The 25844-nt window shown below is 72.2% G+C and carries 18 protein-coding genes; 10 read left to right on the plus strand and 8 right to left on the minus strand.

Annotated elements, in window-relative coordinates; all coding sequences use genetic code 11:
* Window positions 1-90: 90 nt before the first annotated feature.
* From cysG to MKK68_RS20955, 7 genes are all read right to left on the minus strand, one after another.
* The gene (gene cysG / locus MKK68_RS20925) at window positions 91-1539 is read right to left on the minus strand and encodes a siroheme synthase CysG (protein ID WP_147858699.1); all 1449 of its coding nucleotides are present in this window, start codon (window positions 1537-1539) and stop codon (window positions 91-93) included.
* Window positions 1540-1583: 44 nt separating this feature from the next.
* A complete protein-coding gene (locus tag MKK68_RS20930; protein WP_244032809.1) occupies window positions 1584-4286 on the minus strand; it encodes a nitrate reductase in 2703 nt (900 codons plus the stop codon).
* Between the two features lie 113 nt (window positions 4287-4399).
* On the minus strand, window positions 4400-6001 hold the full coding sequence (locus tag MKK68_RS20935) for a sulfite reductase subunit alpha (protein WP_244032811.1): 1602 nt from the start codon (window positions 5999-6001) through the stop codon (window positions 4400-4402).
* Window positions 5998-7782 (minus strand): NirA family protein, encoded by a 1785-nt coding sequence (locus MKK68_RS20940; protein WP_147844307.1) that lies wholly within the window; start codon window positions 7780-7782, stop codon window positions 5998-6000. Before MKK68_RS20940 ends, MKK68_RS20935 begins: the two co-directional genes overlap by 4 nt.
* 12 nt (window positions 7783-7794) lie before the next feature.
* Window positions 7795-9072, minus strand: coding sequence for an NAD(P)/FAD-dependent oxidoreductase (locus MKK68_RS20945; RefSeq protein WP_147727642.1), 1278 nt, complete (start codon window positions 9070-9072; stop codon window positions 7795-7797).
* Window positions 9073-9772: 700 nt separating this feature from the next.
* Window positions 9773-10789 carry a CmpA/NrtA family ABC transporter substrate-binding protein gene (locus tag MKK68_RS20950; protein WP_243933161.1) on the minus strand — a complete coding sequence of 339 codons (1017 nt, stop codon included), beginning with the start codon at window positions 10787-10789 and terminating at the stop codon, window positions 9773-9775.
* 21 nt (window positions 10790-10810) lie between these two features.
* On the minus strand, window positions 10811-11398 hold the full coding sequence (locus MKK68_RS20955; protein ID WP_147729847.1) for an ANTAR domain-containing response regulator: 588 nt from the start codon (window positions 11396-11398) through the stop codon (window positions 10811-10813).
* A gap of 254 nt (window positions 11399-11652) precedes the next feature.
* Between MKK68_RS20955 and MKK68_RS20960 the strand changes: the two genes are divergently transcribed.
* The 6 genes from MKK68_RS20960 (at window position 11653) to pgl (ending at window position 21227) form a co-directional block, all read left to right on the plus strand.
* Window positions 11653-12222, plus strand: a complete 570-nt coding sequence (locus MKK68_RS20960; protein ID WP_243948842.1) for a hypothetical protein — start codon at window positions 11653-11655, stop codon at window positions 12220-12222.
* A gap of 174 nt (window positions 12223-12396) precedes the next feature.
* A complete protein-coding gene (locus MKK68_RS20965; protein ID WP_147841742.1) occupies window positions 12397-14289 on the plus strand; it encodes a glycoside hydrolase family 15 protein in 1893 nt (630 codons plus the stop codon).
* 22 nt (window positions 14290-14311) lie between these two features.
* Complete coding sequence (gene tkt, locus MKK68_RS20970) at window positions 14312-16399, plus strand: transketolase (protein WP_243948840.1); 2088 nt, start codon at window positions 14312-14314, stop codon at window positions 16397-16399.
* Between the two features lie 171 nt (window positions 16400-16570).
* Window positions 16571-19420, plus strand: coding sequence for a bifunctional transaldolase/phosoglucose isomerase (locus MKK68_RS20975; protein ID WP_244032813.1), 2850 nt, complete (start codon window positions 16571-16573; stop codon window positions 19418-19420).
* A 98-nt stretch (window positions 19421-19518) separates the two neighbouring features.
* Window positions 19519-20499, plus strand: a complete 981-nt coding sequence (gene gnd / locus MKK68_RS20980) for a phosphogluconate dehydrogenase (NAD(+)-dependent, decarboxylating) (protein ID WP_244032816.1) — start codon at window positions 19519-19521, stop codon at window positions 20497-20499.
* Window positions 20496-21227 carry a 6-phosphogluconolactonase gene (pgl, locus tag MKK68_RS20985; RefSeq protein ID WP_244032821.1) on the plus strand — a complete coding sequence of 244 codons (732 nt, stop codon included), beginning with the start codon at window positions 20496-20498 and terminating at the stop codon, window positions 21225-21227. Before gnd ends, pgl begins: the two co-directional genes overlap by 4 nt.
* Before the next feature lie 57 nt (window positions 21228-21284).
* Here the strand turns inward: pgl and MKK68_RS20990 are convergent, their stop codons facing one another.
* Window positions 21285-21491: a hypothetical protein gene (locus MKK68_RS20990; protein WP_147841738.1), complete on the minus strand. Its 207-nt coding sequence runs from the start codon at window positions 21489-21491 to the stop codon at window positions 21285-21287.
* Between the two features lie 232 nt (window positions 21492-21723).
* Here MKK68_RS20990 and MKK68_RS20995 point away from each other — a divergent pair, with 232 nt between their 5' ends.
* Genes MKK68_RS20995 through MKK68_RS21010 form a run of 4 tightly spaced genes read left to right on the plus strand, consistent with a single transcriptional unit; the run spans window position 21724 to window position 25779 of the window.
* Window positions 21724-22593 (plus strand): putative selenate ABC transporter substrate-binding protein, encoded by an 870-nt coding sequence (locus MKK68_RS20995; protein WP_244032822.1) that lies wholly within the window; start codon window positions 21724-21726, stop codon window positions 22591-22593.
* Window positions 22594-22600: 7 nt separating this feature from the next.
* On the plus strand, window positions 22601-23269 hold the full coding sequence (locus MKK68_RS21000; RefSeq protein WP_244032823.1) for an ATP-binding cassette domain-containing protein: 669 nt from the start codon (window positions 22601-22603) through the stop codon (window positions 23267-23269).
* The gene (locus MKK68_RS21005) at window positions 23266-24810 is read left to right on the plus strand and encodes a PhnE/PtxC family ABC transporter permease (protein WP_243935962.1); all 1545 of its coding nucleotides are present in this window, start codon (window positions 23266-23268) and stop codon (window positions 24808-24810) included. The genes MKK68_RS21000 and MKK68_RS21005 overlap by 4 nt, the downstream gene beginning before the upstream one ends.
* 15 nt (window positions 24811-24825) lie before the next feature.
* Window positions 24826-25779, plus strand: coding sequence for a D-2-hydroxyacid dehydrogenase family protein (locus tag MKK68_RS21010; RefSeq protein WP_409567289.1), 954 nt, complete (start codon window positions 24826-24828; stop codon window positions 25777-25779).
* Window positions 25780-25844: the final 65 nt, after the last annotated feature.

Below are 25844 nucleotides of genomic sequence, written 5' to 3' on the forward strand. Positions count from 1 at the left end.
TGGAACCCGGTTCGGCAGGTGCCCGCGCGACGCCCTCACGATGCGTCCGGCGTCACGATCGGGCTGGCTGCAGACGGGAAGCGGCCGGGTCTAGATCGCGATCTGCGCCTGCTCGACGCAGTCCGCGACACTCTGTTCCTTGAGAGCGTCGCCCACCATCAGGATCGCCGGTCCTTCGAGCAGCGAAGCCTCGACCCGCTCCGCGAGATCGGCCGCCGTGCCCCGCAGCGCCGCCTGGTTGGGCCGCGTCGCGTTGAACACCACCAGAGCGGGCGTCGCCGGTGCCAAGCCTTCGGCCACCGCGCGGTCCAGCAGCACCCGCAGGGTGCGCTTGGGCATGTAGACCACGGTGGTGACCGAAGGGTCGGCGAGCGCGCCCCAGTTCAGGTCGTCCGGCAGCGCGCCGCGGCGGTCGTGGCCGGTGACGTATTGCAGGCGGCGCGCCGCGTCGCGGTGGGTGAGCGAGACGCCGAGGGAGGCGGCCGCGCCCTGCGCCGCGCTGATCCCGGGCACCACGGCGACGGGGATGCCGGCCTGCCGGCAGGCCTCGATCTCCTCGCCGGCGCGGCCGAAGATCAGCGGGTCGCCGGACTTGAGGCGCACCACCTGCTTGCCGGACTTGGCGAGCGAGACCATCAGCGCGTTGATGTCGTCCTGGCGGCAGGAAGGGCCGTGGCCGGTCTTGCCGACCAGCATCGTGCGCGCCTCGCGGCGGGCGTAGTCCAGGATCTCGGGGGCGACGAGGTCGTCGTAGAGGATGACGTCGGCGTTGCGCAGGGCCCGCAGCGCCTTCAGCGTCAGCAGCTCGGCATCGCCCGGCCCGGCGCCGACCAGCGTCACCGCCCCGCCCTTCGGCGCGGCCTCGGTCTGCGCGAGCAGCCTGTCGAGGTCGGCCTGCGTTGGGGCCCGGTCGGGCTCGGCGAAGGCCAGGTCCGAGAAGCGCTCCCAGAACCCGCGGCGCTCGCTGAACCCGTGGAAGCGGGCGGTGACGCCCTCGCGCCAGTCCCGCGCCGCCGCGACCCAACGCGAAAACCCGCGCGGCAGCATCGCCTCGATGCGCGCCCGCACGGTCTGCCCGAAGACCGGCACCGCGCCTTCCGTCGAGATGCCCACCACCAGCGGCGAGCGGTTGACGATGGCGCCGAACTTCACGTCGCAGAGATGCGGCCGGTCGACGGCGTTGACGATGGCGCCGGTGCCGCGCGCGGCCGCGACGAAGGCGACGCACTCGGCCTCGTCCTCCATTGCGCCGATGCAGAAGGCCGAGCCCCACAGGTCGTCCGGCGTCCAGGCCCGCTCGTGTAGGGTCACGCTGCCGGCGACGATCTCGCCCGGAACGTTGCGCATCTCCTCGCTCGGCTCGGCGGCGTAGACGTCGACGTGGGCGCCGGCGGCGGCGAGCAGCTTCACCTTCCACGGCGCGCCGCCGTTCGAGCCGGCCAGCACCGCGCGCTTCCCCTGCAGCGGCACGAAGACGGGTAGGACGGCGAGGGGCTCGAGGCCGGCGCGGGTCTCGCGCGGCTGGCGGGGCGTGCTCATGAGGGTCGGCTTGGATCTCGGCAGGGTCACGGACGAACCTGATACTACGCGGCGTCGCGCGCAAGCGCCTCCGGCAGCAGCTTGCGGATCTCAGGGATGCACGAGCCGCAATTCGTGCCGGCCTTGCAGGCCGCGCCCACCGCCTCGACGGAGCCCGCTCCGCCCGCGATGGTCGCCGTGATGACGTCGAGCCCGACCCCGTGGCAGGCGCAGACCACCGGCCCCGCCCCGGCGGTGGCGGCGCGGCCCGAGAGCAGGGCGCGGCGCTCGGCCGCGCCGGGCACCGCCTCCGCGAACAGAGCCTTGGCCGCCTCCCAGTCGGGCCGGCCCGCGTCGGGACCGAACGCGAGGCAGGCGAGGAGGCGCTCGCCGTCATAGACCGCGCAGCGGTAGCGGCCGCGGGCGTGGTCGGCGTACTCGGCGAGCTCCAGCCCCTGGAACAAGCCGCGCATCAGCAGCATGGCCTCGCGCGACCCGTCCTGCGTGGCGAATTGCAGGCCCGCGCCGCCGGCGATCGTGGCGCGCGCCCACCACCATCCGGCGGGCGCCGCGACCGGGTCGCGGCTGAGCAGGAAGCCCCGCGAGCGGTAGGCGGCAGCCTGGATCGCCGCCGGCGTCGCCTTCAGCTCGGGCTGGCCCGAAAGCGGGTCGGGCACGCCGCGGACCAGCGCCCCGACGCGGGCCATCGAGGCGTTCGAATCGTTCCAGTGCATCGGCATGAACAGGTTGCCGGGCGCCACCGCCTCGGTGACGATCACCTCCAGCTCGGCGGCGCCGTGCGCGGTCGAGACCCGGGCGAGGCCGCCCTCGGCCAGGCCCGCGGCGGCGGCGTCGCGCGGATGCACCTGGACGAAGGGCACCGGGCGATGAGCCGAGAGCCGCTGGCTCTTCCCCGTCCGCGTCATCGTGTGCCAGTGGTCGCGCACCCGGCCGGTGTTGAGCACGAAGGGCATCGCCGCGCTCGTCGCCTGCGCCAGGGCCGGCGCCTGCACCGCGACGAAGCGGGCGCGCTTGTCGAAGGTGAAGAAGCGGCCGTCGGCGAAAAGCCGTGCCTTCGTGCCGCCGCGCTTCGTCAGCGGCCACTGCACCGGCAGGTTCGTCTCGTAGGCGGCGTCCCCGATGTCGGCGAGCGCGCCGATGTCGAAGTCGCGGGTGCCGTTGTTCTCGAACGCCGACAGCGCGGCGTGCTGGCGGAACACCGCCGCCGCCGAAGTGAAGCCGAAGGCGGCGCCGTGGCCGAGGCGGCGCCCGACGTCGGCGAGCACCGCCCAGTCCGGCCGCGCCTCGCCCGGCGCCTTGAGGAAGCGGCGCTGGCGCGTGATCCGGCGCTCGGAATTGGTGACCGTGCCGTCCTTCTCGCCCCAGGCCAGGGCCGGCAGCAGCACGGTCTTCCGGGCCGTGGCGCGGGCGGTGTCGGAATCGGCCATCACCTCGGAGACGACGAGCAGGTCGAGGCCCTTCAGGGCCTCCTTGATCGTGTCGGCCTGCGGCATCGAGACCAGCGGGTTGGTCCCCATCACCCAGAGCGCCTTGATCTTGCCGCGGGCGACCGCGTCGAACAGCGCCACCGCCTTCATCCCCTCGCCGGTGATAAGGTTCGGCGCGTTCCAGAAGCGGCGGACCTTGTCGACCTCCTCCGGCGCGAAGTGCATGTGGGCGGCCAGCATGTTGGCCAGCCCCCCGACCTCGCGCCCGCCCATGGCGTTGGGCTGGCCGGTCAGCGAGAACGGCCCCGCGCCCGGCTGCCCGATGCGCCCGGTGGCGAGGTGGCAGTTGATGATCGCGTTGCCCTTGTCGGTCCCCTGCGCCGACTGGTTCGCGCCCTGCGAGAAGGCGGTGACGACGCGCTGCGTGGCGGCGAACAGGTCGAAGAAGGCGGAGACGTCCGCCTCCGACAGGCCGGTCGCCGCCGCGGTGGCGGCCAGCGTCGGCGCGATCGACTGCGCCCGCTCGAGCGCGCCCTCGTAGCCGGAGGTGTGGTCGGTCACGAAGCGGGCGTCGCACGCGCCGATGCGGTCGAGATGCACCAGCAGGCCCGAGAACAGCGCGCTGTCGGTCCCGGGCCTGAGGCCGAGGAACAGGTCGGCCTCCTCCGCGGTCTCGGTCCGGCGCGGGTCGACCACCACGAGCTTGGTGCCGCGCGTCGTGCGCGCGTCCACCATCCGGCGGAACAGGATCGGGTGGCACCAGGCGGTGTTCGAGCCGACGAGCACGATGACGTCGGCCTCGTCGAGGTCCTCGTAGCAGCCCGGCACGGTGTCGGAGCCGAAGGCCCGGCGGTGGGCGGCGACCGCGCTCGACATGCACAGGCGCGAGTTGGTGTCGACGTGCGGCGTGCCGAGGAAGCCCTTCGCGAGCTTGTTGGCGACGTAGTAATCCTCGGTGAGCAGCTGCCCGGACAGGTAGAACGCGATCGCGTCCGGCCCGTGGGTCTCGGCCGTGCGGCGGAAGGCGCCGGCGACGGTGCCGAGCGCCGATTCCCACGACACCCGCGCGCCGTCGACGTGCGGGTGCAGCAGGCGGTTCTCCAGGCCCAGCGTCTCGCCGAGCGCCGAGCCCTTCGAGCACAGGCGGCCGAAATTGGCCGGGTGCGCGGTGTCCCCGGCGATCCCGGCGCCGCCCTTGCCGTCCGGCGTCGCGATCACCCCGCACCCGACGCCGCAATAGGGGCAGGTGGTCCGAACCGCCGCAGCCTGGTTCGCGCCCTGCTGGTTCGAGACCTGGGGCTCCGGCACGTGCACGGTCATGGCAGGGTCCTCGTATTCACGACGTCGGCCGGCGCCGGCGGAGGCAGCAAGAGTCGGGCCGGGCTCTGCCAGCGCCGCCCTTCCCGCGCGAGCGGGAGGGCGGCCCTGTCGGCTCAGTACACGTCGGCCTGGTAGCGCCCGGCCTTCTTCAGCGCGCCGAGATAGGCCACCGCCTCGTCGGGGGATTTGCCGCCGTGCTGGGCGGCGACGTCGATGATCGCGCGCTCCACGTCCTTGGCCATGCGCTTGGCGTCGCCGCAGACGTAGAAGTGGGCGCCCCCCTCCAGCCACTTCCACAGGTCGGCGCCGTTCTCGCGCATGCGGTCCTGGACGTAGGTCTTCTCGGTGCCGTCGCGCGACCAGGCCAGCGACAGGCGCGTCAGCACCTTGTCGTCGCGCATCCGGGTGAGCTCGTCCTTGTAGAAGAAGTCGCTTGCCTGGCGCTGGTGGCCGTAGAACAGCCAGTTGCGCCCAGGCGCCTGCGTCGCGGCGCGCTCGCGCAGAAAGGCCCGGAACGGCGCGATGCCGGTGCCGGGGCCGCACATGATCACGTCGGTGGCGAGGTCCTTCGGCAGCCCGAAGCCGTGCGCCTTCTGCAGGTAGATCTTCGCCCGGGTCTGCTCGGGCATGCGCTCGCCGAGATGCGTCGAGGCGACGCCGAGCCGGAGGCGCGAGCGGTGGTTGTAGCGCACCGCGTCCACCGTCAGCGAGACCTTGCCCGCATCCATCTTCGGCGAGGACGAGATCGAGTAGAGCCGCGGCTGCAGCTCGTCGAGGGCTTCGAGGAAGACCTCGGCGTCCGGGCGCGCGCCGGGAAACTTGTGCAGGGCGCCGAGCACGTCGAGATAGGCGGCGTCGCCGTCCGGGTCCTCGCCGGCCGAGAGCGCCTTGGCCTTCCGCCGGGCCTCGCCGGAGGTCAGCAGCGAGAGCAGCTGATAGAGCCCATCGGGGGCGGCGCCGAGCGAGTAGTCGGCGATCAGCCGGTCGCGCAGGGTCTTGCCGCCGATCACCCGCTCGGGGCGGGCGCCGAGCTCGGCGATCACCGCGTCGGCGAGCGCCGGCGCGTTGGCCGGGAACAGGCCGAGCGAATCGCCGGCCTCGTAGCTGATCGGCGTGTCCCTGAGGTCGAACTCGACGTGCCACGTCTCCTTCTCGCCGCCCGGCTCGTTGAGCCGGCGGCGGCCGAGGAAGATCGCCTCCACCGGGTTCTCGCGGCAGAAGCCGAGGGGGCCGAGGTCGGCGGCCTTGTCCGCCGCCGCCTCGCCTGCGGCCGCGGCCGGCGCGGCGGCGTCGCCCGTGCCGAACTCCTCGTCGAGCTTCTTCAGCATCCGGAGCGTCTCCTTGCCGCCGGGCTGGCAGAGGTTCAGACGCGCCTCGCTCTTGAGGAAGATGGCGTTGGCGTAGTCGGCGCAATTGTAGCCGCACTGGCCGCAATCCTGTTGCGCCATCGCCGCCATGAGCTTCTGCGGCTCGGGCCGGGCCTTGGCCATCTCCATGCGCTCGGTGATCGGCAGCGACGGGTCGTGCCAGGGCGCGTCGTCGTTGTCGGCGAGCTTGGGGCCGCCGGCCATGTCGCCGGGGGCCAGGGCGGTGGCGCCCTCGACCGCCGGGCCGAGGAGGGCGGCGAAGTAGCCCGACAGCCACGAGCGCTGGTCGGCGGAGAACGGGGCGTTCTCGGGGACGAGGACGAGGGGGGGAGAGACGTGCTCGCTCATGCGGCTGCCTTGAGGGCTGGCTGGTCTTCGGCAAGGTCGCGCAGGGCTTCCGGCCCGGTGCGCGCCGTGAAGGTCTGGAAGCTCTCGTCCGGCCCGGTGCGGCGGGCGAGGTAGGTGCGCAGCAGCGCCTCGACGCGGGACGGCGCGTCCTCCGCCTTGATCGCGGTCCAGATCTCGGTGCCGATCTTCGGGTTCTCGGCGAAGCCGCCGCCGACCACGACGTCGTAGCCCGGAACGGTGTCGCCCTCCTCCGAGACCACCACCTTGGCGCCGATCAGGCCGATGTCGCCGATGTAGTGCTGGGCGCAGCTGTGGTGGCAGCCGGTGACGTGCACGTTGACCGGCACGTCGAGCTCCGGCAGCGCGGCCTCGACGTGGTCGGCGATGATCATCGCGTCGCCCTTGGTGTCGGCGGCGGCGAACTTGCAGCCGTTCGAGCCGGTGCAGGCGACGAGCCCCGCACGGATGCCGGCGGCCTTCGTGGTGAGCCCGAGCGCCTGCACCCGCGCCTCCACCTCGGCGACCTTGGCGTCGGGCACGCCGGAGAACAGGAAGTTCTGCCAGACCGTCATGCGGATCTGCCCGTCGCCGCATTCCTGCGCGATCCGCGCGAGCGCGCGGACCTGGTCGCTCATGATCTTGCCGACCGGCAGGATCACGCCGACCCAGTTCAGCCCGGGCTGGACCTGCGCATGCACGCCGACATGGGCGAATCGGTCGGTGGTGCGGCGCGGCGCGACGTGGGCGGGGTCGACCCGGTCGAGCTTGCGCCCGAGCTTCTCCTCGACGGCGGCGAGGTACTTGTCGAAGCCCCAGGCGTCGAGGACGTACTTCATCCGCGCCTTGTTGCGGTTGGTCCGGTCGCCGTTCTCGATGAACACCCGGATGATCGCATCCGAGACCGCGTTGCAATCCTCCGGCCTCAGCACGATGCCGGTGTCGCGGGCGAGGTCCCGATGGCCGGAGATGCCGCCGAGCACCAGGCGCATCCACACGCCCGGCGCGACGCTCGCGCCCTCCAGCACCTCGATCGCCTGGAAGCCGATGTCGTTGGTCTCCTCCAGCACCGCGACGATGCCGCCGCCGTCGAAGGCGACGTTGAACTTGCGCGGCAGGCCGTAGAGCGACTGGTCGTTGATGATCCAGTTGTTCCAGGACTTGGCGAGCGGACGCGTGTCGAGGAGCTCCTGGGCGTCGATCCCGGCGGTGGGCGAGCCGGTGACGTTACGGATGTTGTCGGCGCCCGCGCCGCGCGCCGTCAGCCCGATGTCGACGAGCCCGTCGAGGAAGGGCTGGGCGTGCTCGGGCGCGATGTGGCGCACCTGGAGGTTCGCCCGCGTGGTGACGTGGACGTAGCCGCCGCCATGCGCGTCGGCGAGGTCGGCGACGCCGGAAAACTGCCAATGGTGCAGGATGCCGTTGGGGATGCGCAGGCGCGCCATGAACGAGGTCTGGTTCGGGGCGACCCAGAACAGTCCGTGGTAGCGCCAGCGGAAGTTGTCCTCCGGCTTCGGGGCCTTGCCGGTGGCGGCCTCCACCTTCAGCCGGTTGTGGCCCTCGAACGGGTTCTCCGCGCGCTTCCACTTCTCCTGCTCGCAGAGCTTGCCGCCGGCCTTCACCGTGCGGTCCTGCGCCTTGATGTGGATCGCGTCCGGCCCGGTCGGCTCGGGCGGCGGACCGCCCTGGCCGAGGGCGAGGCCGCCGGTGAGGCGGGCGGCGGCGACGCCCGAGGCGAAGCCTTCGAGGTAGCGTTGCTGTTCGGCGTTGAAGTCTTCAGCCATGGTCTGCCTCCTTCACGCTGCCAGATTCTTGGCGAGGGGTTCGGCCGGGGGCGCCGCGGGGCGCCCGAACATCAGGTCGTCGATCTGATCCCCGACCGGCGCGCCGGTGCGGATCAGGGTCTTGCACAGGCCCTGCTCGCCGATGTCGCCGACGAAGACCGCGCCGATCAGGCGGTCGCGCTCGACCAGGAGCTTGCGGTAGAGGCCGGCGCCCGGATCGCTCATCACGATCGCCTCCGCGGTGTCGGGCGTGTCGACCACGCCCGCGGAGAACACCGGCAGCCCCGAGACCTTGAGGCTCGTCGAGAGCGCCGTGCCGGAATACTGGGCCTCGAGCCCGGAGAGGTGGCGGCTCAGGGTCTCGGCATGCTCGTAGGCCGGCTCGACGAGGCCGTAGACCATGCCGCGATGCTCGGCGCATTCGCCGAGCGCGAAGATCCGCGGGTCCGAGGTGGTCATCCGGTCGTCGACCTTGATGCCGCGCCCGGTCTCGATCCCCGCGCCCTGCGCCAGGGCGAGGTTCGGGCGCACGCCCACCGACATGACGACGAGATCGGCCGGCAGCACCGTGCCGTCGGCCAGGATCAGGCGCTCGACGCGGCCGTCGCCCTCGACGCGGTCGGTGTCGGCGTTGAGCAGGACCTTGACGCCGCGCGCCTCCATCGCCCGGCGGACCAGGGCGGCCGCGGAATGATCGAGCTGCCGCTCCATCAGCCGGTCCATGACGTGGAGCAGGGTGGTGTCGACGCCGAGCCGCGCCAGCCCGACCGCCGCCTCGAGCCCGAGCAGGCCGCCGCCGATGACGATGGCCTTGGCGTGCTGGACCGCCGCCTTCCGGATCGCCGACACGTCCGCCAGGTCGCGGAACGTGATGATGCCGGGCAGGTCCATCCCGGGCTTGGGCAGACGGATCGGCACGGAGCCGACCGCGAGCACCAGCTTGTCGAACGGCAGGACGTGGGTCTCGCCGACCACGACCAGCGCGTTCTCTCGGTCGACCTGCGTGGCGGGGGCGCCGGTGATCAGGCGGATGCCGTGGCTCTCGTACCAGTCGAGCCCGCGGAAGGCGCAGGCCGCCTCGTCGACCTCGCCGCCAAGGAGCGAGGACAGCAGCACCCGGTTGTAGGCGGCCACCGGCTCGGCGCCGACCACGGTGACGTCGTAGCGGCCGGGCGACCCTTCGGTCAGCCGCTCGAGAAACCGCAGCGAGGCCATGCCGTTGCCGACCACGACGAGCCTCTCGCGCGGGATCTCCGCGGCTGGAACCTGATCCGTCTGGGCTGTGAGCATCGGTGGAAGGGTCTCGTCCTCGATTGCGCCGGGCACGTCCGCCACGAAAAAAGCCGCCGCCGATCGACCTCCCGGCAAGCGTCGCCGCCCGCGAGGAGACATCGGTTCAGCGGCCTCGCTGACGGTGCTGCCCGTCGTCGTTGACGGGTCGGATCACCTCAGCAGGTTCCGTGCCAGTTCGGCGGGACGAGGCTCGCGCGCCCTGCCGGGCAGGGCCGAGCGGTCGGTGCCCGGTTTCGCGCGGAGGGTGTGCGCTGCACAAAGATGAGGCGAATGAAGCCCGATCGGGCAGGGGCCCGCGATGCACCCTCGACTCGACCGCGCAGCGTCGCGGGCCCGTCGAACACGGGAAGGACGCTCGGCGGGGGGGCGCGAGCGTCCAGGAGGCTTGTGCCCGGCGGGTCGGCTAGATGAGGGTCGAGAGGGCTGCCATCAGACCGACGACGGGGACGGCGCCGATGAGGAGGGCCCACCGCCAGGGGGGCGCTGCCCGCGCCCTCCGGTTGTCGTTCATCGCCCGGGGCGCGCGGCCCCGGTGCCGGACATAGGCCGAGAGGTCCACGCGTCCGCGCGAGGCGGGAATGGACGAGGCGGTGTCGAGCTTGCGGCAACCTGGCATGGCATGACGATAACGACGTCGCGGCCTCCGCGTTCCGTTTCCTCGCAGGCGATTCCGTCGGATGCGGGCGTCCCGCAGGTCTCAGGCGGGGGATAGTCCGGCCGCCGCGTAGAGATCCGGGCGGTAGACCGCCTCCGCGGCGGGCAGGAGGTCGTCGAGCGGCCCCTGCCCGGCCGCCTTCATCTGCGCCAGCACCCAGCCGGCATGCGCGGCGCGCGGCTCCTGCGCCGCCGCGTCGAGGCGCAGGTAGTCGGGGGCCTCGCGCTGCAGACCCGTCCCGTCGAGGACGATCGTGCCCTCGAGGGTGCGGGCGATCAGGGCGGGATCGAGGTTGAGATAGGCTCGCCGCGCGAGCCGGTGGGCGAGCTCGGAGCGGTTCGCCGGGTCCGCGCACCAGCGCCCTGCCCTGGCGACGGCCCGCACCAGGGCGGGGATCGCGCCGTCGAGCCGCGGCGCGACCGCGAGGACCTTCTCGGGCGCGTCCGGCGCCACCTCGCAGCCGAGCGCGGCGATGCGCCCGAGGCCGGCCGCGACCGCGACCGCGTTCCAGGGCGCGCCAGCGCAGAAGCCGTCGACGATCCCGCGCGCCAGCGCCTCGACGCTGTGCTGGGGCGGCACCGCCACCAGCCGGACGGCGGCCGGGTCGAGGCCGCCGGCCTCGGCGAACAGCCGGAGCTGATAGGTGTGCGAGGAGAACGGGTGGACGGTGCCGAGCGTCAGCGGCTTGCCAGCCTGCCTCCGCGCGCGCGCGACCCGGGCGAAGGCGCGGGCGACGTCGGCGAGGCGCTCGCTCTCGGGCGCCATCGCCGCCCAGAGGCTGCCGGACAGGGTGATCGCGTTGCCGTTCAGGCTGAGCGACAGCGGCACGATCAGGTCGGAGGGCGGCCCCGACAGCCCGAGCGCGCTCGCCAGCGCCAGAGGCGCCAGGATGTGCGCGGCGTCGAGGTAGCCGAGCGCCAGCCGGTCGCGCAGCGTCGCCCAGGACGGCTCGGCGGTGAGGTCGAGATCGAGCCCTTCGGCGCGGGCGAAGCCCATCTCGTGGGCGGCGATCACGGGGGCCGCGTCGCAGAGGGGCACGTAGCCCAGGTGAAGTCTCATCTGCGAAGTCTCATCGCGCCCTCATCCGAGCAGGTCGGCCGCGGTGACGATCGCCCGCGCGATGTCGGCGATCTTCCGCTTCTCGTTCATCGCCTTCTTGCGCAGCTGCTTGTAGGCCTCGTCCTCGGACAGGCCCTTCATGCTCATGAGGATGCCCTTGGCGCGCTCGATCAGCTTGCGGTCGGCGAGCTCGCCCCGCGCCTCCGACAGCTCCCGCTGCAGCCGCGAGAACGCGTTGAAGCGCAGGATCGCGATGTCGAGGATCGGCTTGATCCGCTCGGGCCGCAGGCCGTCGACGACGTAGGCCGAGATCCCGGCATCGACCGCCGCCTGCATCATCGTGGCGTCCGAGCGGTCGACGAACATCGCCACCGGCCGCTCGACGTGGCGCGCGACCCCCGACATCTGCTCCAGGATGTCGCGGCTCGGGCTCTCCAGGTGGATCACCACCACGTCGGGGGCGAGCGCGGCGACGCGCTCCATCAGGTCGGCGGTGTCGGCCATCACCACGACGCGGCCGATCCCGGCGGCGCGCAGGCCCTCCTCCAGGATCGCGGCACGCGCCCGGCTCGGATCGATCACGGCGACGGTGAGGCTGGTTTCGGTCATCGGGGCCCGGCGTTGGGCGGCAAACGGGGCAGCAAGTCGGGGCAGCAAGTCGGAGCGTGGCCGCGACGCATGCCGCCGGCCGTGTCGCAAGGCAAGCGGCGTGCCCCGTTCCGGCGGAAGCGCCGCGCCGAGGCGCTCGCCCCGCGGCCCTGATCGCGCCGCGCAACCGAGCGGAAAGGAAACGGTCCAGCTTCCGCCGCAAATGCAGGGCACCTCTGTGGCCGTCGCGACGGTGCGGAGGTTCGAAGGATCGGATGTCGAAGCCAGACCCCTTCGCGGCCCTCGACGGTGGCGGTTCCGGCCGCCTCTCCCTCCCCTTCCTCCCGACCCTGGTGACGGCGCTCGTCCTCGGCGCGGGCTCGCTGATCTGCCGCGAGCCGGCTCCGACGCCGCCCGCTCCGGTTCCGGCGGCCTCGGTCGCGCCCCACGCCTTCCATGCGGCGGCTCCGGTCGAGGCCGCCCTGCCCCGGTTGCCGGCCGCCATCGCCTTCGCGCAGGTGCCGCCGAGCTTCGTCCTGCCGGAGATCCGCACCGCGGCCGCGCCGCATCCGGTCGCCCGGGTGGCGACCGCCGCGCCGCTCCGGCGCGCCTGCACCGCCCCGCGCTGCGCGGAGGGGCCGCCGCGCCGGCCCGACCCGTTCTCCGAGATCGTCCGGCCCGCGCCCGTCGAGGCGCAGGCGCAGGCCCGCGACGGCCTGCTGCCGGACCTCGCCCTCCCCTTCGCCCCGGCCGCGCGCGTCGTCGGGGATGCCGCCGCCTACCTGCGCAGCGGGGCCTCGTCGCTCGGCAGCTCGGTCGCGCTCCTGGTCGACCGCCTGAACTGAGGCGGCCCGGAATCCCGCGCGATGCTGCAGTGCGGCCGCCCGACCGGGGCCGCGATCCGACCCGCACCGCCCCCACCATCGGATTTCCCGGGCGCGCCCTGGACCGCATCGCGTCGCCGACCTAGGTGCAGTGCATCGGACGGCTGCTGTCGCCGGCCGCGACGGATCCGCTTCATGGCCGCACGCATCGAGGATTACGCGCTCATCGGCGACGGCCGCACCGCCGCGCTGATCAGCCGGCAGGGCAGCGTCGACTGGCTGTGCTGGCCGCGCTTCGATGCCTCCGCCCTGTTCGCCTCCCTCCTCGGCACCGAGGAGCACGGATTCTGGCGCCTCGCGCCGCAGGCCGGGCATGTCGAGACCACCTGGGCCTACCGCGAAGGCAGCCTCGTGCTGGAGACCCACCACAAGACCCGCGAGGGCGAGGTCCGGGTCATCGACTACATGCCCGCCGGCGACGGATCGCACCTGATCCGCCTCGTCGAGGGGCTGCACGGACGCGTCGCGATGCGCATGGATCTCGCGATGCGCTTCGATTACGGCTCGGCCGTGCCGTGGGTGTCGCACAACGAGCTCGGCGACCTCCGGGCGATCTCGGGCCCGCACAAGGCGGTCCTGCGCACCAAGGCGCATCTCAGGGGCCATGGGCAGACCACGGTCTCGGAGTTCACGGTCCATGCCGGCGAGTCGGTCGCCTTCACCCTGAGCTACGGCGCCAGCCACGAGGACGACCCGCCCCCGATCGAGCCGCGCAAGGTGCTGGCCGCCACCGACCAGTTCTGGCGGGACTGGTCCGACCGCTGCGCGAAGGGCACGCCCTGGGACGCGATGCTGAAGCGCTCGCTCCTGACGCTGAAGGCGCTGATCTACATGCCGACCGGCGGCATCGTGGCCGCGCCCACGACCTCTCTGCCGGAGTCGCTCGGCGGCGTCCGCAACTGGGACTACCGGTTCTGCTGGCTGCGCGACTCGACCTTCACCCTGATGGCGCTGATGGATGGCGGCTTCCTCGAGGAGGCGCGGGCGTGGCGCGACTGGCTGCAGCGCGCGGTGGCCGGGAATCCGGAGCAAGCGCACATCCTCTACGGCATCGCCGGCGAGCGGCTGCTGCCCGAGATCGAGCTCGACTGGCTGCCCGGCTACGAGGGCTCGAAGCCTGTCCGGGTCGGCAACGCCGCGGTGTCGCAGTTCCAGCTCGACGTCTACGGCGAGCTGTTCGACGCGCTCTACCAGGCGCGGATGCGCGGCATGCCGACCGACAAGGACGGCTGGCGCGTGGGCCTGGCGATCATCGCGCATCTGGAGAAGGTCTGGAGCGAGCCGGACGAGGGCATCTGGGAGGTGCGCGGCGGCCGCAAGCACTTCGTCCATTCGAAGGTCATGGCCTGGGTCGCCTTCGACCGCGCGATCCGCAGCCACGCCGGCCAGCCCGGCGCCCCCGACGCACCGGTCGCGCGCTGGAAAGCGATCCGCGACCGGATCCACGCGGAAGTGTGCGAGAAGGGGTTCGACCCGGAGCTCAACAGCTTCGTGCAATATTACGGCTCGAAGCAGCTCGATGCGAGCCTGCTGCTGATCGCCCATATGGGCTTCCTGCCCCAGGACGACCCGCGCGTGGTCGGCACCGTCGAGGCGATCGGCCGGGACCTGATGCGCGACGGCTTCATCCTGCGCTACGACACGCAAGGGCAGACCACGGACGGGCTGCCCGGCAACGAGGGCGCGTTCCTGCCCTGCACGTTCTGGTACGCCGACAACCTGATCGGCCTCGGCCGCCGCGCGGAAGCTCGCGCGCTGATCGAGCGTCTGATCGGCATCTGCAACGACCTCGGGCTCGTGTCCGAGGAGTACGACGGGAAGGCCCAGCGGCTGGTGGGCAACTTCCCCCAGGCGTTCACGCATGTTGCGCTCGTGAACACCATCCTCAATTACAGCCGGGCCGAAGGGCCTGCGAAGGAGCGGGGCGGCGCCGACGATTCGGATGCGCCCGCCGGCCGCGGGCCGGGCGCACAAGTTTCGCGTGAGCACGATCCACGCGCGGTCGCGAGCAGTCTCGCGCCGCAGTGACGACAACGGGAAAGACGACACCATGAGCGGAGCAGACACCGCGCCCAAGACGGCGCTTTCCGAGATCGACAAGCTCTCGATCGACACGATCCGCACGCTGGCGATCGATGCGGTGCAGAAAGCGAATTCGGGACACGCCGGCGCACCGATGGCGCTGGCGCCGGTCGCCTACACCCTGTGGAACCGCTACCTGCGCTACGATCCGGCGCATCCGCACTGGCCGAACCGCGACCGCTTCGTGCTGTCCTGCGGACACGCCTCGATGCTGCTCTATTCGCTGCTGCACCTCGCCAACGTGGCCGAGACCGACGGCGGCAACGCGCCGGCCGTGACGCTCGACGACATCAAGTCCTTCCGCCAGCTCGACAGCCGCACCCCCGGCCACCCGGAATACCACTTCACCACCGGCGTCGAGACCACCACCGGGCCGCTCGGCCAGGGCGTGGCGAACTCCGTCGGCATGGCGATGGGCGGCCGCTACCTCGGCGAGCACCTGAACAAGCCCGACCTGCCGCTGTTCGACTACAACGTCTACGCGATCTGCTCGGACGGCGACCTGATGGAGGGCGTCGCCTCCGAGGCCGCCTCGATCGCCGGGCACCTGCGCCTGTCGAACCTGTGCTGGATCTACGACAACAACACCATCACCATCGAGGGCCACACCGAGCTGGCCTTCGGCGAGGAGGTCGCCACCCGGTTCCTCGCCTACGGCTGGCAGGTGCTGCGGGTCGCCGACGCCAACGACGTGCACGCGATCTCGGCCGCGATCGAGACCTTCCTGCAGTCGAGCGACCGGCCGACCATCATCGTCGTCAACTCGATCATCGGCTTCGGCGCGCCCAAGAAGCAGAACACCGCGAAGGCCCACTCGGACGCGCTCGGCGAGGACGAGGTCAAGGGCGCCAAGCGCGCCTACGGCTGGCCGGAGGACGCGCAGTTCCTGGTGCCGGACGGGGTGCAGCAGAACTTCGCCGACAACATCGGCAAGCGCGGGGCCGAGCTCTACGACCAGTGGCAGGGCTTCCTGACGGCGGCCAAGGACGCCGACGCCGAGCACGCGGAATCGCTCGACGCCTTCTTCGAGGGCCGCCTGCCCGAGGGCTGGGACCGGGACATCCCGGTCTTCGAGCCCGATGCCAAGGGGCTCGCGACCCGCGAATCCTCCGGCAAGGTGCTGAACGCCATCGCCCAGCACGTGCCGTTCATGCTCGGCGGCTCGGCCGACCTCGCGCCGTCGAACAAGTCGAACCTCACCTTCGAGGGGGCGGGCTCGCTCACCCCGTTCGAGCCGGGCGGCCGCAACATCCACTTCGGCGTGCGCGAGCACGCCATGGGCTCGATCGTGAACGGGCTCGGGCTCTCCGGCCTCCGGGCCTACGGCGCGACCTTCCTGGTCTTCGTCGACTACATGCGCCCGGCGGTGCGGCTCGCCTCGCTGATGGAGCTGCCGGTCTTCCACATCTTCACCCACGACTCGATCGGCGTGGGCGAGGACGGGCCGACCCACCAGCCGGTGGAGCAGCTCCTGAGCCTGCGCTGCATCCCCGGGCTCGTGACGCTGCGCCCGGCCGACGCCAACGAGGTGGCCGAAGCCTACCGCGTGATCTTCTCGCTGAAGGACCAGCCGGCGGTGCTGGCCCTCTCGCGCCAGCCGCTGCCGACGATCGACCGCACCAAGTTCGCCAGCGCGTCGGGCGTCGCCAAGGGCGGCTACGTGCTCGCGGGCGGCGACGCCACGCCGGAGGTGATCCTGATCGGCTCGGGCTCCGAGGTGCAGCTCTGCATGCAGGCCTACGAGAGCCTGGTCGCGGAGGGCGTGACGGCGCGCGTCGTCTCGATGCCGTCCTGGGACCTGTTCGAGCGCCAGGACGAGGCCTATCGCGAGAGCGTGCTGCCGCCGGCCGTGCTGGCCCGCGTCGCCGTGGAGCAGGGCTCGGCGATCGGCTGGGACCGCTACGCGGGCTCGGCCGGCACGATCATCGGCATGCACACCTTCGGCTCCTCGGCGCCGATCAAGGACCTGCAGGCCAAGTTCGGCTTCACCCCGGAGAAGGTGCTGCTGGCCGCCCGCGACCAGATCGCCAAGCACCGGGGCGCGCGCAAGCCCTAGCGGCCGCGACCCGGGTCTGCGTTCCGTGCCGGAGCCAAGACCCGGGTCGTGTGTTTGATCCCCAGAACACATCGACCAAGACATACCGACCAAGACAGACCCGCCGAGGCCGGCCGACCAGGCCCGGCCGGCATCGACGACGTGAAGACCGACGATCTGCGAGGCATCGACATGAACGCGCTCAAGGCCCTGCACACCGAACAGGATCAGGCGGTCTGGCTCGACTTCGTCGCCCGCGGCTTCATCGCCAAGGGCGAGCTCAAGGCGCTGGTCGAGAACGACGGCCTGCGCGGCGTCACCTCCAACCCGTCGATCTTCGAGAAGGCCATCGGCCATTCCGACGAGTACGATGCCAGCCTCAAGGGCGTGATGGAGCAGGGCGACAGCCGCGTCATCGACCTCTACGAGGGCCTGGCCATCGCCGACATCCAGGCGGCGGCCGACGTGCTGCGCCCGGTCTACGAGGCGTCCAACGGCGCCGACGGCTACGTCAGCCTCGAGGTGTCGCCCTACCTCGCCCTGCAGACCGAGGAGACGCTGGAGGAGGCCCGCAGGCTCCACAAGGCGGTCGGCCGCGACAACCTGATGGTGAAGGTGCCGGCGACGCCGGAGGGCATCCCGGCGATCCGCCAGCTCACGGCGGAGGGCATCTCGATCAACGTCACCCTGCTGTTCTCGCAGGGCGAGTACGAGAAGGTCGCCCGCGCCTTCGTCGAAGGGCTCGCGGAGCGTGCCCGCAACGGCGGCGACGTCTCGCGGATCGCCAGCGTCGCGAGCTTCTTCATCAGCCGCATCGACGTGCTCGTCGACAAGCTGCTGGACGAGAAGATCGCGGCGGCCAACGACCCCGACCAGAAGGCCGCCCTGGAGCACCTCAAGGGCAAGGTCGCGATCGCCAACGCCAAGCTCGCCTACCAGCGCTACAAGGCGGTGTTCGGGGAGGCCGCGTGGACGGGGCTCGCCGAGAAGGGCGCCAAGGCGCAGCGGCTGCTCTGGGCCTCGACCGGCACCAAGAACAAGGCCTACCGCGACGTGCTCTACGTCGAGGAGCTGATCGGCCCGAACACCGTCAACACCATGCCGCCGGCGACCATGGACGCGTTCCGCGACCACGGCGAGGTCCGCAACGCGATCGAGGAGGACGTGGCCGGGGCGGAGGCCGTGATGGCGCGCCTTTCCGAGGCCGGCATCGACATCGACGCGGTGGCCCGGCAGCTGGTCGAGGAGGGGGTGCAGCTGTTCATCGACGCCGCCGACAAGCTGCTCGGCGCGGTCGCCGGCAAGCGCGTGGCGCTGCTCGGCCACCGGCTCGACGGCCAGAGCCTCAAGCTCGGCGACGCGCTCGCGACCGAGACCGGCAAGGCGGTCGAGGCCTGGCGCGCGAGCGGCGCGATCCGCCGGCTCTGGGCGCACGACACCACGGTCTGGTCGGGCGCCGACGAGGACAAGTGGCTCGGCTGGCTCCGCATCGTCGAGGACGAGCTGGAGCGCGCCGACGCCTACGCCGCGCTCTTGGCCTGGGTGCGGAGCCGGGCGTTCAGCGACGTCGTGGTGCTCGGCATGGGCGGGTCGAGCCTCGGCCCGGAAGTGCTCGGCCTGACCTACGGCAACCGCGACGGCTTCCCCAAGCTCTCGATCCTCGACTCGACCCATCCCGACGAGGTCCGTGCGCTCGAGGCCACCCTCGACCTGCCGCGCACGCTGTTCATCGTCGCCTCCAAATCCGGCTCGACGCTGGAGCCGAACGTCTTCCGCGACTACTTCCTGGCGCGGATGAAGGCGGTCGTCGGCGACCGGGCCGGCGAGCATTTCCTCGCGGTCACCGATCCCGGCTCGGCCATGGAGAAGGCGGCCGAGGCCGACGGCTTCCGGCAGATCTTCCACGGCGTGCCTCAGATCGGCGGGCGCTACTCCGTGCTCTCGGCCTTCGGGCTGGTGCCGGCGGCCTGCATCGGCATCGACGTGAAGGATTTCCTGGAGCGGGCGCGGATCATGGTGCGCTCCTGCGGCCCGGCCGTGCCGCCGACCGAGAATCCCGGGGTGCTCCTCGGCGCCGCGATGGGCACCGCGGGGCTGGCCGGCCGCGACAAGGTGACGATCGTCGCCTCGCCGGCGATCGCGAGCTTCGGCGGCTGGGCCGAGCAGCTCATCGCGGAATCGACGGGCAAGCAGGGCAAGGGCCTGATCCCGATCGACGGCGAGCCCGTCGACGTGCCGGCCGCCTACGGCCACGACCGCGTCTTCGTCTACCTGCGCCTCGACGGCCATGCCGACGAGCGCCAGGACGAGACCCTGCGCGGCCTGGAGCGCGACGGTCATCCGGTGGTGCGCATCACCCTCGACACGGTGGAGCAGCTGCCGCAGGAGTTCTTCCGCTTCGAGATGGCGACCGCGGTGGCCGGTGCCCTGCTCGGCATCAACCCGTTCGACCAGCCCGACGTCGAGGCGAGCAAGATCGAGACGAAGAAGCTGTTCGAGGCCGCCGAGGCGAGCGGCGCGCTGCCGCCCGAGACGCCGGTGTTCGAGGACGAGACCATCGCCCTCTACGCCGACCCGGCCAATGCCGGCGCGCTGCCGGCGGCGAGGGACGGCCTCGAGGCCGGGCTCAAGGCGCAGGTCGCCCGGCTCAAGGCCGGCGACTACCTGGCGCTGCTCGCCTACGTGCCCCGCAACGCGGCGAACCACGCCACGCTGCAGCAGGCCCGCCTCGCGATCCGCGACGCGAAGCACGTGGCGACCTGCCTCGAGTTCGGGCCGCGCTTCCTGCACTCGACGGGGCAGGCCTTCAAGGGCGGCCCCGACAGCGGCGTGTTCGTGCAGATCACCGCCGATCCGACCGAGGATCTCGCGATTCCGGGGCGCAAGCTCGGCTTCGGCACGGTGGTCGCGGCGCAGGCGCGCGGCGACCTGTCGGTGCTGTCCGAGCGCAGGCGCCGCGCCTTGCGGATCCACATCAAGGGCGGCGATGTCCCGGCGGGCCTCAAGCGGATCGCCGCGGCCCTGACCGCCGCCGCGGTCTGAGCGACCCGACGCACGATCGCGCCCGGCTCCGCCACGCGGGCGCCGCCGGGCATGAGGGGCCCGACCCCGATAGAGTCTCAAAACGGAGTGCCAAACCAATGCAGCTCGGCATGATCGGCCTCGGCCGGATGGGTGGCAACATCGTCCGGCGCCTCCTCCGCGACGGGCACACCGCGGTGGTCTTCGACCAGAACCCGGAGGCGGTGAAGGCTTTGGTCGAGGCCGGCGCGGTCGGCGCCGACAGCCTGGAGGACTTCGTCGGCAAGCTCGACGTTCCGCGCGCCGCCTGGGTGATGCTGCCGGCCGGCGCCATCACGGAGGGAACCGTCAAGACCCTGTCCGGCCTGATGCAGGCCGACGACGTGATCATCGACGGCGGCAACTCGTTCTACGGCGACGACGTGCGCCGCGCCGGCGAGTTCAAGGGCAAGGGCATCCACTACGTCGACGTCGGCACCTCGGGCGGCGTCTGGGGGCTGGAGCGCGGCTACTGCATGATGATCGGCGGCGACACCGCCGCCGTCGGCAGGCTCGATCCGATCTTCGCGACGCTGGCGCCCGGCATCGGCGACATCCCGCGGACGCCGGGCCGCGAGGGGCGCGACCCCCGCGCCGAGCAGGGCTACATCCATGCCGGCCCGAGCGGGGCGGGCCACTTCGTCAAGATGATCCACAACGGCATCGAGTACGGGCTGATGCAGGCCTATGCCGAGGGCTTCGACATCCTCAAGCACGCCGACAGCGAGAACCTGCCGCCCGAGCGCCGGTTCGACCTCAACCTCGGCGACATCGCCGAGGTCTGGCGCCGCGGCAGCGTGGTTTCGTCCTGGCTCCTCGACCTGACGGCGAACGCGCTGGCGACCGACGAGAAGCTCGACGACTATTCCGGCTACGTCGAGGATTCCGGCGAGGGGCGCTGGACGATCAATGCGGCGATCGAGGAATCCGTCCCGGCCACCGTGCTCTCGAACGCCCTCTACCGCCGCTTCCGCTCGCGCGAGGACGCCTCCTACGCCGACAAGATGCTGTCGGCGATGCGCAAGGGCTTCGGCGGGCACCAGGAGCCCAAGAAGTCATGACGGCCGCGCTGCCGCCCGATGCCGTGGTCCTGCCCGATGCCGACGCCGTGGCCCACGAGGCGGCGGAGCGCCTGATCGCCGCCTGCGAGGCCTCCCGATCCGAGCGGATCGCGATCGCCCTGTCCGGCGGCTCGACGCCGAAGCGGCTCTATGCGCTGCTGGCCGGCCCGGACCATGTCGGCCGCGTGCCGTGGGACCGGGTCCACTGGTTCTTCGGCGACGACCGGGCGGTGCCGTGGGACCACGCCGACAGCAACGTCCGCATGGTCCGCGAGGCCTTCCACCACGGCACGGCGGTGCCGGCGGCGCACCTGCACTTCATCCCGACCGACGCGGGGCCCGAGGCCGCGGCCGAGACCTACGCGCGCACGCTCCTGGAATTCTACGGCGCCGACCGGCTCGATCCGGCCCGCCCGCTGTTCGACTGCGTCCTGCTCGGGCTCGGCGAGGACGGACACACCGCCTCGCTGTTCCCGGGCAAGCCGGCCCTGTCCGAGACGGCCAGGCTCGTCGCCCCCGTGCCCGAGGCCGGGCTCGCGCCCTTCGTGCCCCGCGTGACGCTGACCTATCCGGCGCTCGCGTCCTCCGCCCTGGTCCTGTTCCTGGTGAGCGGCGAGAGCAAGCGCGCGGCGCTCCGGCGGCTCGCCGCGGGCGAGGATCTCCCGGCCGGGCGGGTGACGAGCCAGGGCCGGATCGCCTGGCTGCTCGATGCGGCCGCGGCCGCGTGACGGGATCGCCCCCGCGGGCCGCAGCCGGCCCCTGACCGGCGGCCCGCGGGGATCGGCTCAGCGATGGCGGCGGTGACGACGCATCATCGGCCTGCGTGCCGTCATGCTGCCCATGCGCGCGGTCCGATGCTGGCCGGCGAAGGTGCTGTTGCCGGTCGCCGCCGCGTTGCGGTCGAGGCCGTCGCCGGCGGCGGCGTGGCCCGGCAGGCTCGATCCTGCCAGGAGGCCGAGGGCCAGCGTCGCGCCGAGGAGGAGGGTTTTCATGTCGGGATGGCTTTCTTGAGGATGCGATCGTCGTGCCCGAACGGGCTTCGGGCAGGCGGGTATCCATCCGCTCAAGGCATCGTGACCGACGGCACCGGGGGAGGTCCGAGGCGGGCGCCTCGCCCACGAAGTCCCGCGGCGGCGATGCACCTGCAGCCATGGCGTCGGGGGGCGGTGCTCTGCTAGGTCAGGCGTCTTCGGGACGGCCGAGAGGGACGCTATGATCGACGGGGTGCGGATTCTGGTCCTGGCGGCGCTCGCCGGCGTCGCCGTCGCGGGGCCGGCCACGGCGCAGGGCGCCAAGCCCGCCTTCGTGTTCACCGGCATCCCCGACCAGGACGAGAGCCGCCTGGTCGAGCGCTTCGGCAAGGTCGCGGCCTACCTCGAAGGCAAGCTCGGCATGCCGGTGACCTACATCCCGGTGAAGAACTATCCGGCGGCCGTCACCGCCTTCACCAACGGGCAGGTGCAGCTCGCCTGGTTCGGCGGCTTCACCGGCGTGCAGGCCCGCAAGGCCGTGCCGGGCTCGCAGGCGATCGCGCAAGGGGCCGAGGATGCCGCCTTCAAGACCTACCTCATCGCCAACGCGAAGACCGGCCTTGCGAAGGCGGCCGACTTCCCGAAGGACATCGCCGGCAAGAGCTTCACCTTCGGCTCGCGCGCCTCGACTTCGGGGCGGCTGATGCCGGAATACTTCATCCGGCAGGCCTTTCCCGGCAAGACCCCCGAGCAGGTCTTCCCGACGGTGGGCTTCTCGGGCGATCACAGCCGGACGATCCAGCTCGTCCAGTCGGGGGCCTTCGCCGTCGGCGCGGTCGACTACTCGGTCTGGGATCTCGACACCAAGGCCGGCAAGGTCGACCCCAAGGCGGTCTCGGTGATCTGGGAGAGCCCGACCTTCCCCGACTACCAGTGGACGGTCCGCGGCGACGTCGACGCGATCTACGGCGAAGGCTTCACCGCGCGGCTGAAGGCGGCGCTCGTCGGCATCACCGATCCGGCGATCCTCGCGCCGTTCGGCCGCTCGAAGTTCATCCCCGTCGACAACGCGGCCTATGCGCCGCTGATCGCGGTGGGCCGGTCGACCGGCCTGCTCGACTGACCCGACGATGGCCGAACCTGCGATCCGGCTGACGAACGCGAGCGCCTCCTACGACGGGCGCGCGGTGCTCTCCGGCATCGACCTGACGGTCCGCACGGGCGAGCGGGTCGCGCTGATGGGGCGTTCCGGCGCCGGCAAGTCGACGCTGATCGGCCTGATCCAGGCGCAGGCCCCGGAGCGGGTCGCCCTGGTGCCGCAGGCGGCCGCGCTCGTGCGGACGCTGTCGGTGTTCCACAACGTCTACATGGGCCGGCTCGACCGCCGCTCGACCCTGCACAACCTGCGCACCCTGGCCTTCCCCGCCGCCGCCGACCTCGCCGAGATCCGCGCGGTGCTGGCCCGCGTCGGGCTGGCGGAGAAGATCCGCGACAAGGCCGGCGCGCTGTCGGGCGGGCAGCAGCAGCGGGTCTCGGTCGCCCGCGCGCTCTACAACGGCCGGCCGATCCTGGTCGGCGACGAGCCGGTCTCGGCGCTGGACCGGATGCAGGGCGCCGCGGTGCTCGCCGAGATGGCCCGCAGCCACGAGACCCTGGTGGTGGCCCTCCACGACGTCGCGCTGGCGCTCGCCCACACCGACCGGATCGTGGTGCTGGATGCCGGCCGCATCGTCCTGGACGCGCCGGCCCGCACCCTCGACGCCGCCGCGCTGAGCCCCTTCTACCAGGCGGCGGCGTGATCGGGCGGCAGCGCTCCGCCCCGGGCTACGCCGCCGTCAGCCGCTGGTTCGCGGCGGCGGCGCTCGCCGCGCTGTTTCTCGCCGACCTGCACGTCACCAGCCTGAACCCCTGGGCCGATCTCCAGCGCCTGCTGGCCGGGCTGATCCGGCCGGACCTGCTCTCGGTGGAGGGCTGGAGCGTCGTCTACACCGTCGCCTTCGCGGTGCTCGGCGTGACGTGTGGGGCCGGCACCGGGTTCCTGCTGGCGATTCCCTTCGCGCGGTTTCGCAGCATCCGCCTCCTCTGCGCCGGGCTCCGCGCCGTGCACGAGCTGTTCTGGGCGCTGCTGCTGATGCAGGTGTTCGGGCTCTCGGCCACCACCGGGATCCTCGCCATCGCCCTGCCCTACGCGGGCATCTGCGCGAAGGTCTATTCGGAGATCATCGAGGAGGCCGACCTCTCGGCCCTGCGGGTGCTGCCCGAGGGCACGGGCAGCGTCTCCGCCTTCCTCTACGCCCGCCTGCCGGAGGTCGCCGGGTCCTTCCGGCACTACACGCTCTACCGCTTCGAATGCGCCATGCGCTCGACCCTGGTGCTCGGCTTCATCGGCCTGCCGACCATGGGGTTCTATCTCGAATCCGCCTTCCGGCAGGGGCGCTACGCCGAGGCCGGCGCGCTGCTCCTGGTGTTCTACGCGCTGATCGGCTCGCGCCGGCTCTGGGTGCGGGTGGGGTCCGTGCCGGTGCTGATCGCGGCGAGCGCGCTGGCGCTGCCGGCCACGATCGGCACCACGAACGTCGGCGCCAGCCTCCTCCGCTTCCTCACCCACGACGTCGTCCCCGCGCCCCTGCGCGGCGCCAGCCTTCTCGATCCCGAAACCCTGCCCCGCCTCTGGGCCTGGTTCGTGCCGATCCTCACCGGGCAGATCCTCCCCGGCGCGGTGCAGACGCTGGTGCTGGCGCAGATCGCCCTCGTCGCCACCGCCCTCGGCGCGCTCGTGCTGTTCCCGCTGGTGTCGCGCCGGTTCTCCGGCCGGTTCGGGTCGCCCGCGGGGCGCGTGCTCCTCGTGGTGCTGCGCTCGACGCCGGAATACATGCTCGCCTACGTGCTGCTGCAGATGCTCGGCCCCTCGATGCTGCCGGCGATCCTCGCGCTGTCGATCCACAACGCCGGCATCATCGGCTATCTGATGGGCCGCCACGCCGACGCGCTGCCCTACCGGGCGGACGCGCCGCGCGGCCTGAACCTCTACGCCTACGAGACCGTGCCGCGGCTCTACGGGCAGTTCCTCGCCTACCTGCTCTACCGCTGGGAGCTGATCCTGCGCGAGAGCGCGATCTTCGGCATCCTCGGCGTCGCGACGCTCGGCTACTACGTCGACGCCGCGATCTCGGAATTGCGCCTCGACGTCGCCGTGGTGCTGATCGCCGCCACCGCCGCGATGACGGTCGCGGTCGACGCCGCGTCGCGGGCGCTGCGGACGGCGTTGCGCATCAACACCCTGCCGACGCGGCTCGCCGACCCCGTGACGGGCCCCCCGCCGGCGCCCGCCCAGGCCTGAGATCGGATGCCAACCATGCTCAACTGCGCGATCCTCGACGACTACCAGGGCGTCGCCACCACGCTGGCGGACTGGTCTCCCGTCCGGGACCGGGTCGCGCTGCGGACCTTCCGCGCGGGCTTCGCGACGCAGGACGCGCTGGTCGAGGCCATCGCCGAGTGCGAGATCGTGGTGATGATGCGCGAGCGCACACCGTTCCCGGCCGCCCTGCTCGCGCGCCTGCCGAAGCTGAAGCTCCTGGTCACGTCCGGCATGCGCAACGCGAGCATCGACCTCGCGGCGGCCAAGGCACGCGGCATCACCGTCTGCGGCACGGCGAGCGGTTCCGAGCCGCCGGTGGAGCTGACCTGGGCGCTGATCCTGGGCCTCGCCCGCCGCGTCGTGCCGGAGGCGAACGCGCTCCGGGCCGGCGGCTGGCAGACGAGCGTGGGCGCGGATCTCGCCGGCCGCCGCCTTGGCATCCTGGGGCTCGGCAAGATCGGGACCCGCGTCGCCCGCATCGGCCAGGCCTTCGGCATGGCGGTCTCGGCCTGGAGCCCGAACCTCACGGTGGAGCGGGCGGCGGAGGCCGGCGTCGCGCTTGCGCCGTCCAAGGCGGACCTGCTGGCCGGGAGCGACGTGGTCTCGATCCACCTGGTGCTGGGCGAGCGCACCCGCGGGCTCGTCGACGCCGCGGCGCTGGCGCTGATGCAACCCCACGCCCTGCTGATCAACACCGCGCGGGCGGGCCTCGTCGACGGGCCGGCGCTGCAGGCCGCGCTCCGGGACGGGCGGATCGGCGGGGCCGGCCTCGACGTGTTCGAGACCGAGCCGCTGCCGGCGGACTCGCCCTGGCGCAGCCTGCCGAACCTGCTGGCCCTGCCCCATCTCGGCTACGTCAGCGAGGCCAACTACCACACCTACTTCACCGAGGCGGTGGTCGACATCCAAGGGTTTCTCGACGGCGCGCCGGTGCGGGTGATCGGGTGACGGTCGCGTTCGTCGCCGGATCGCCCGCGGGTCCCTTCTCCCAGGGGGAGAAGGACAGGATGAGG

This window comes from Methylobacterium sp. E-016, assembly GCF_022829745.1.
Classification (GTDB): domain Bacteria; phylum Pseudomonadota; class Alphaproteobacteria; order Rhizobiales; family Beijerinckiaceae; genus Methylobacterium.

Coding starts and splice junctions, on each gene's coding strand:
- MKK68_RS20960 (WP_243948842.1), top strand. CDS start 11,653: ATGTCGAAGCCAGACCCCTTCGCGGCCCTCGACGGTGGCGGTTCCGGC.
- tkt (WP_243948840.1), top strand. CDS start 14,312: ATGAGCGGAGCAGACACCGCGCCCAAGACGGCGCTTTCCGAGATCGAC.
- MKK68_RS20965 (WP_147841742.1), top strand. CDS start 12,397: ATGGCCGCACGCATCGAGGATTACGCGCTCATCGGCGACGGCCGCACC.
- cysG (WP_147858699.1), bottom strand. CDS start 1,539: ATGAGCACGCCCCGCCAGCCGCGCGAGACCCGCGCCGGCCTCGAGCCC.
- MKK68_RS21000 (WP_244032823.1), top strand. CDS start 22,601: ATGGCCGAACCTGCGATCCGGCTGACGAACGCGAGCGCCTCCTACGAC.
- MKK68_RS20955 (WP_147729847.1), bottom strand. CDS start 11,398: ATGACCGAAACCAGCCTCACCGTCGCCGTGATCGATCCGAGCCGGGCG.
- MKK68_RS20935 (WP_244032811.1), bottom strand. CDS start 6,001: ATGAGCGAGCACGTCTCTCCCCCCCTCGTCCTCGTCCCCGAGAACGCC.
- MKK68_RS20990 (WP_147841738.1), bottom strand. CDS start 21,491: ATGAAAACCCTCCTCCTCGGCGCGACGCTGGCCCTCGGCCTCCTGGCA.
- MKK68_RS20950 (WP_243933161.1), bottom strand. CDS start 10,789: ATGAGACTTCACCTGGGCTACGTGCCCCTCTGCGACGCGGCCCCCGTG.
- gnd (WP_244032816.1), top strand. CDS start 19,519: ATGCAGCTCGGCATGATCGGCCTCGGCCGGATGGGTGGCAACATCGTC.
- MKK68_RS20945 (WP_147727642.1), bottom strand. CDS start 9,072: ATGCTCACAGCCCAGACGGATCAGGTTCCAGCCGCGGAGATCCCGCGC.
- pgl (WP_244032821.1), top strand. CDS start 20,496: ATGACGGCCGCGCTGCCGCCCGATGCCGTGGTCCTGCCCGATGCCGAC.
- MKK68_RS20975 (WP_244032813.1), top strand. CDS start 16,571: ATGAACGCGCTCAAGGCCCTGCACACCGAACAGGATCAGGCGGTCTGG.
- MKK68_RS21010 (WP_409567289.1), top strand. CDS start 24,826: ATGCTCAACTGCGCGATCCTCGACGACTACCAGGGCGTCGCCACCACG.
- MKK68_RS20930 (WP_244032809.1), bottom strand. CDS start 4,286: ATGACCGTGCACGTGCCGGAGCCCCAGGTCTCGAACCAGCAGGGCGCG.
- MKK68_RS20940 (WP_147844307.1), bottom strand. CDS start 7,782: ATGGCTGAAGACTTCAACGCCGAACAGCAACGCTACCTCGAAGGCTTC.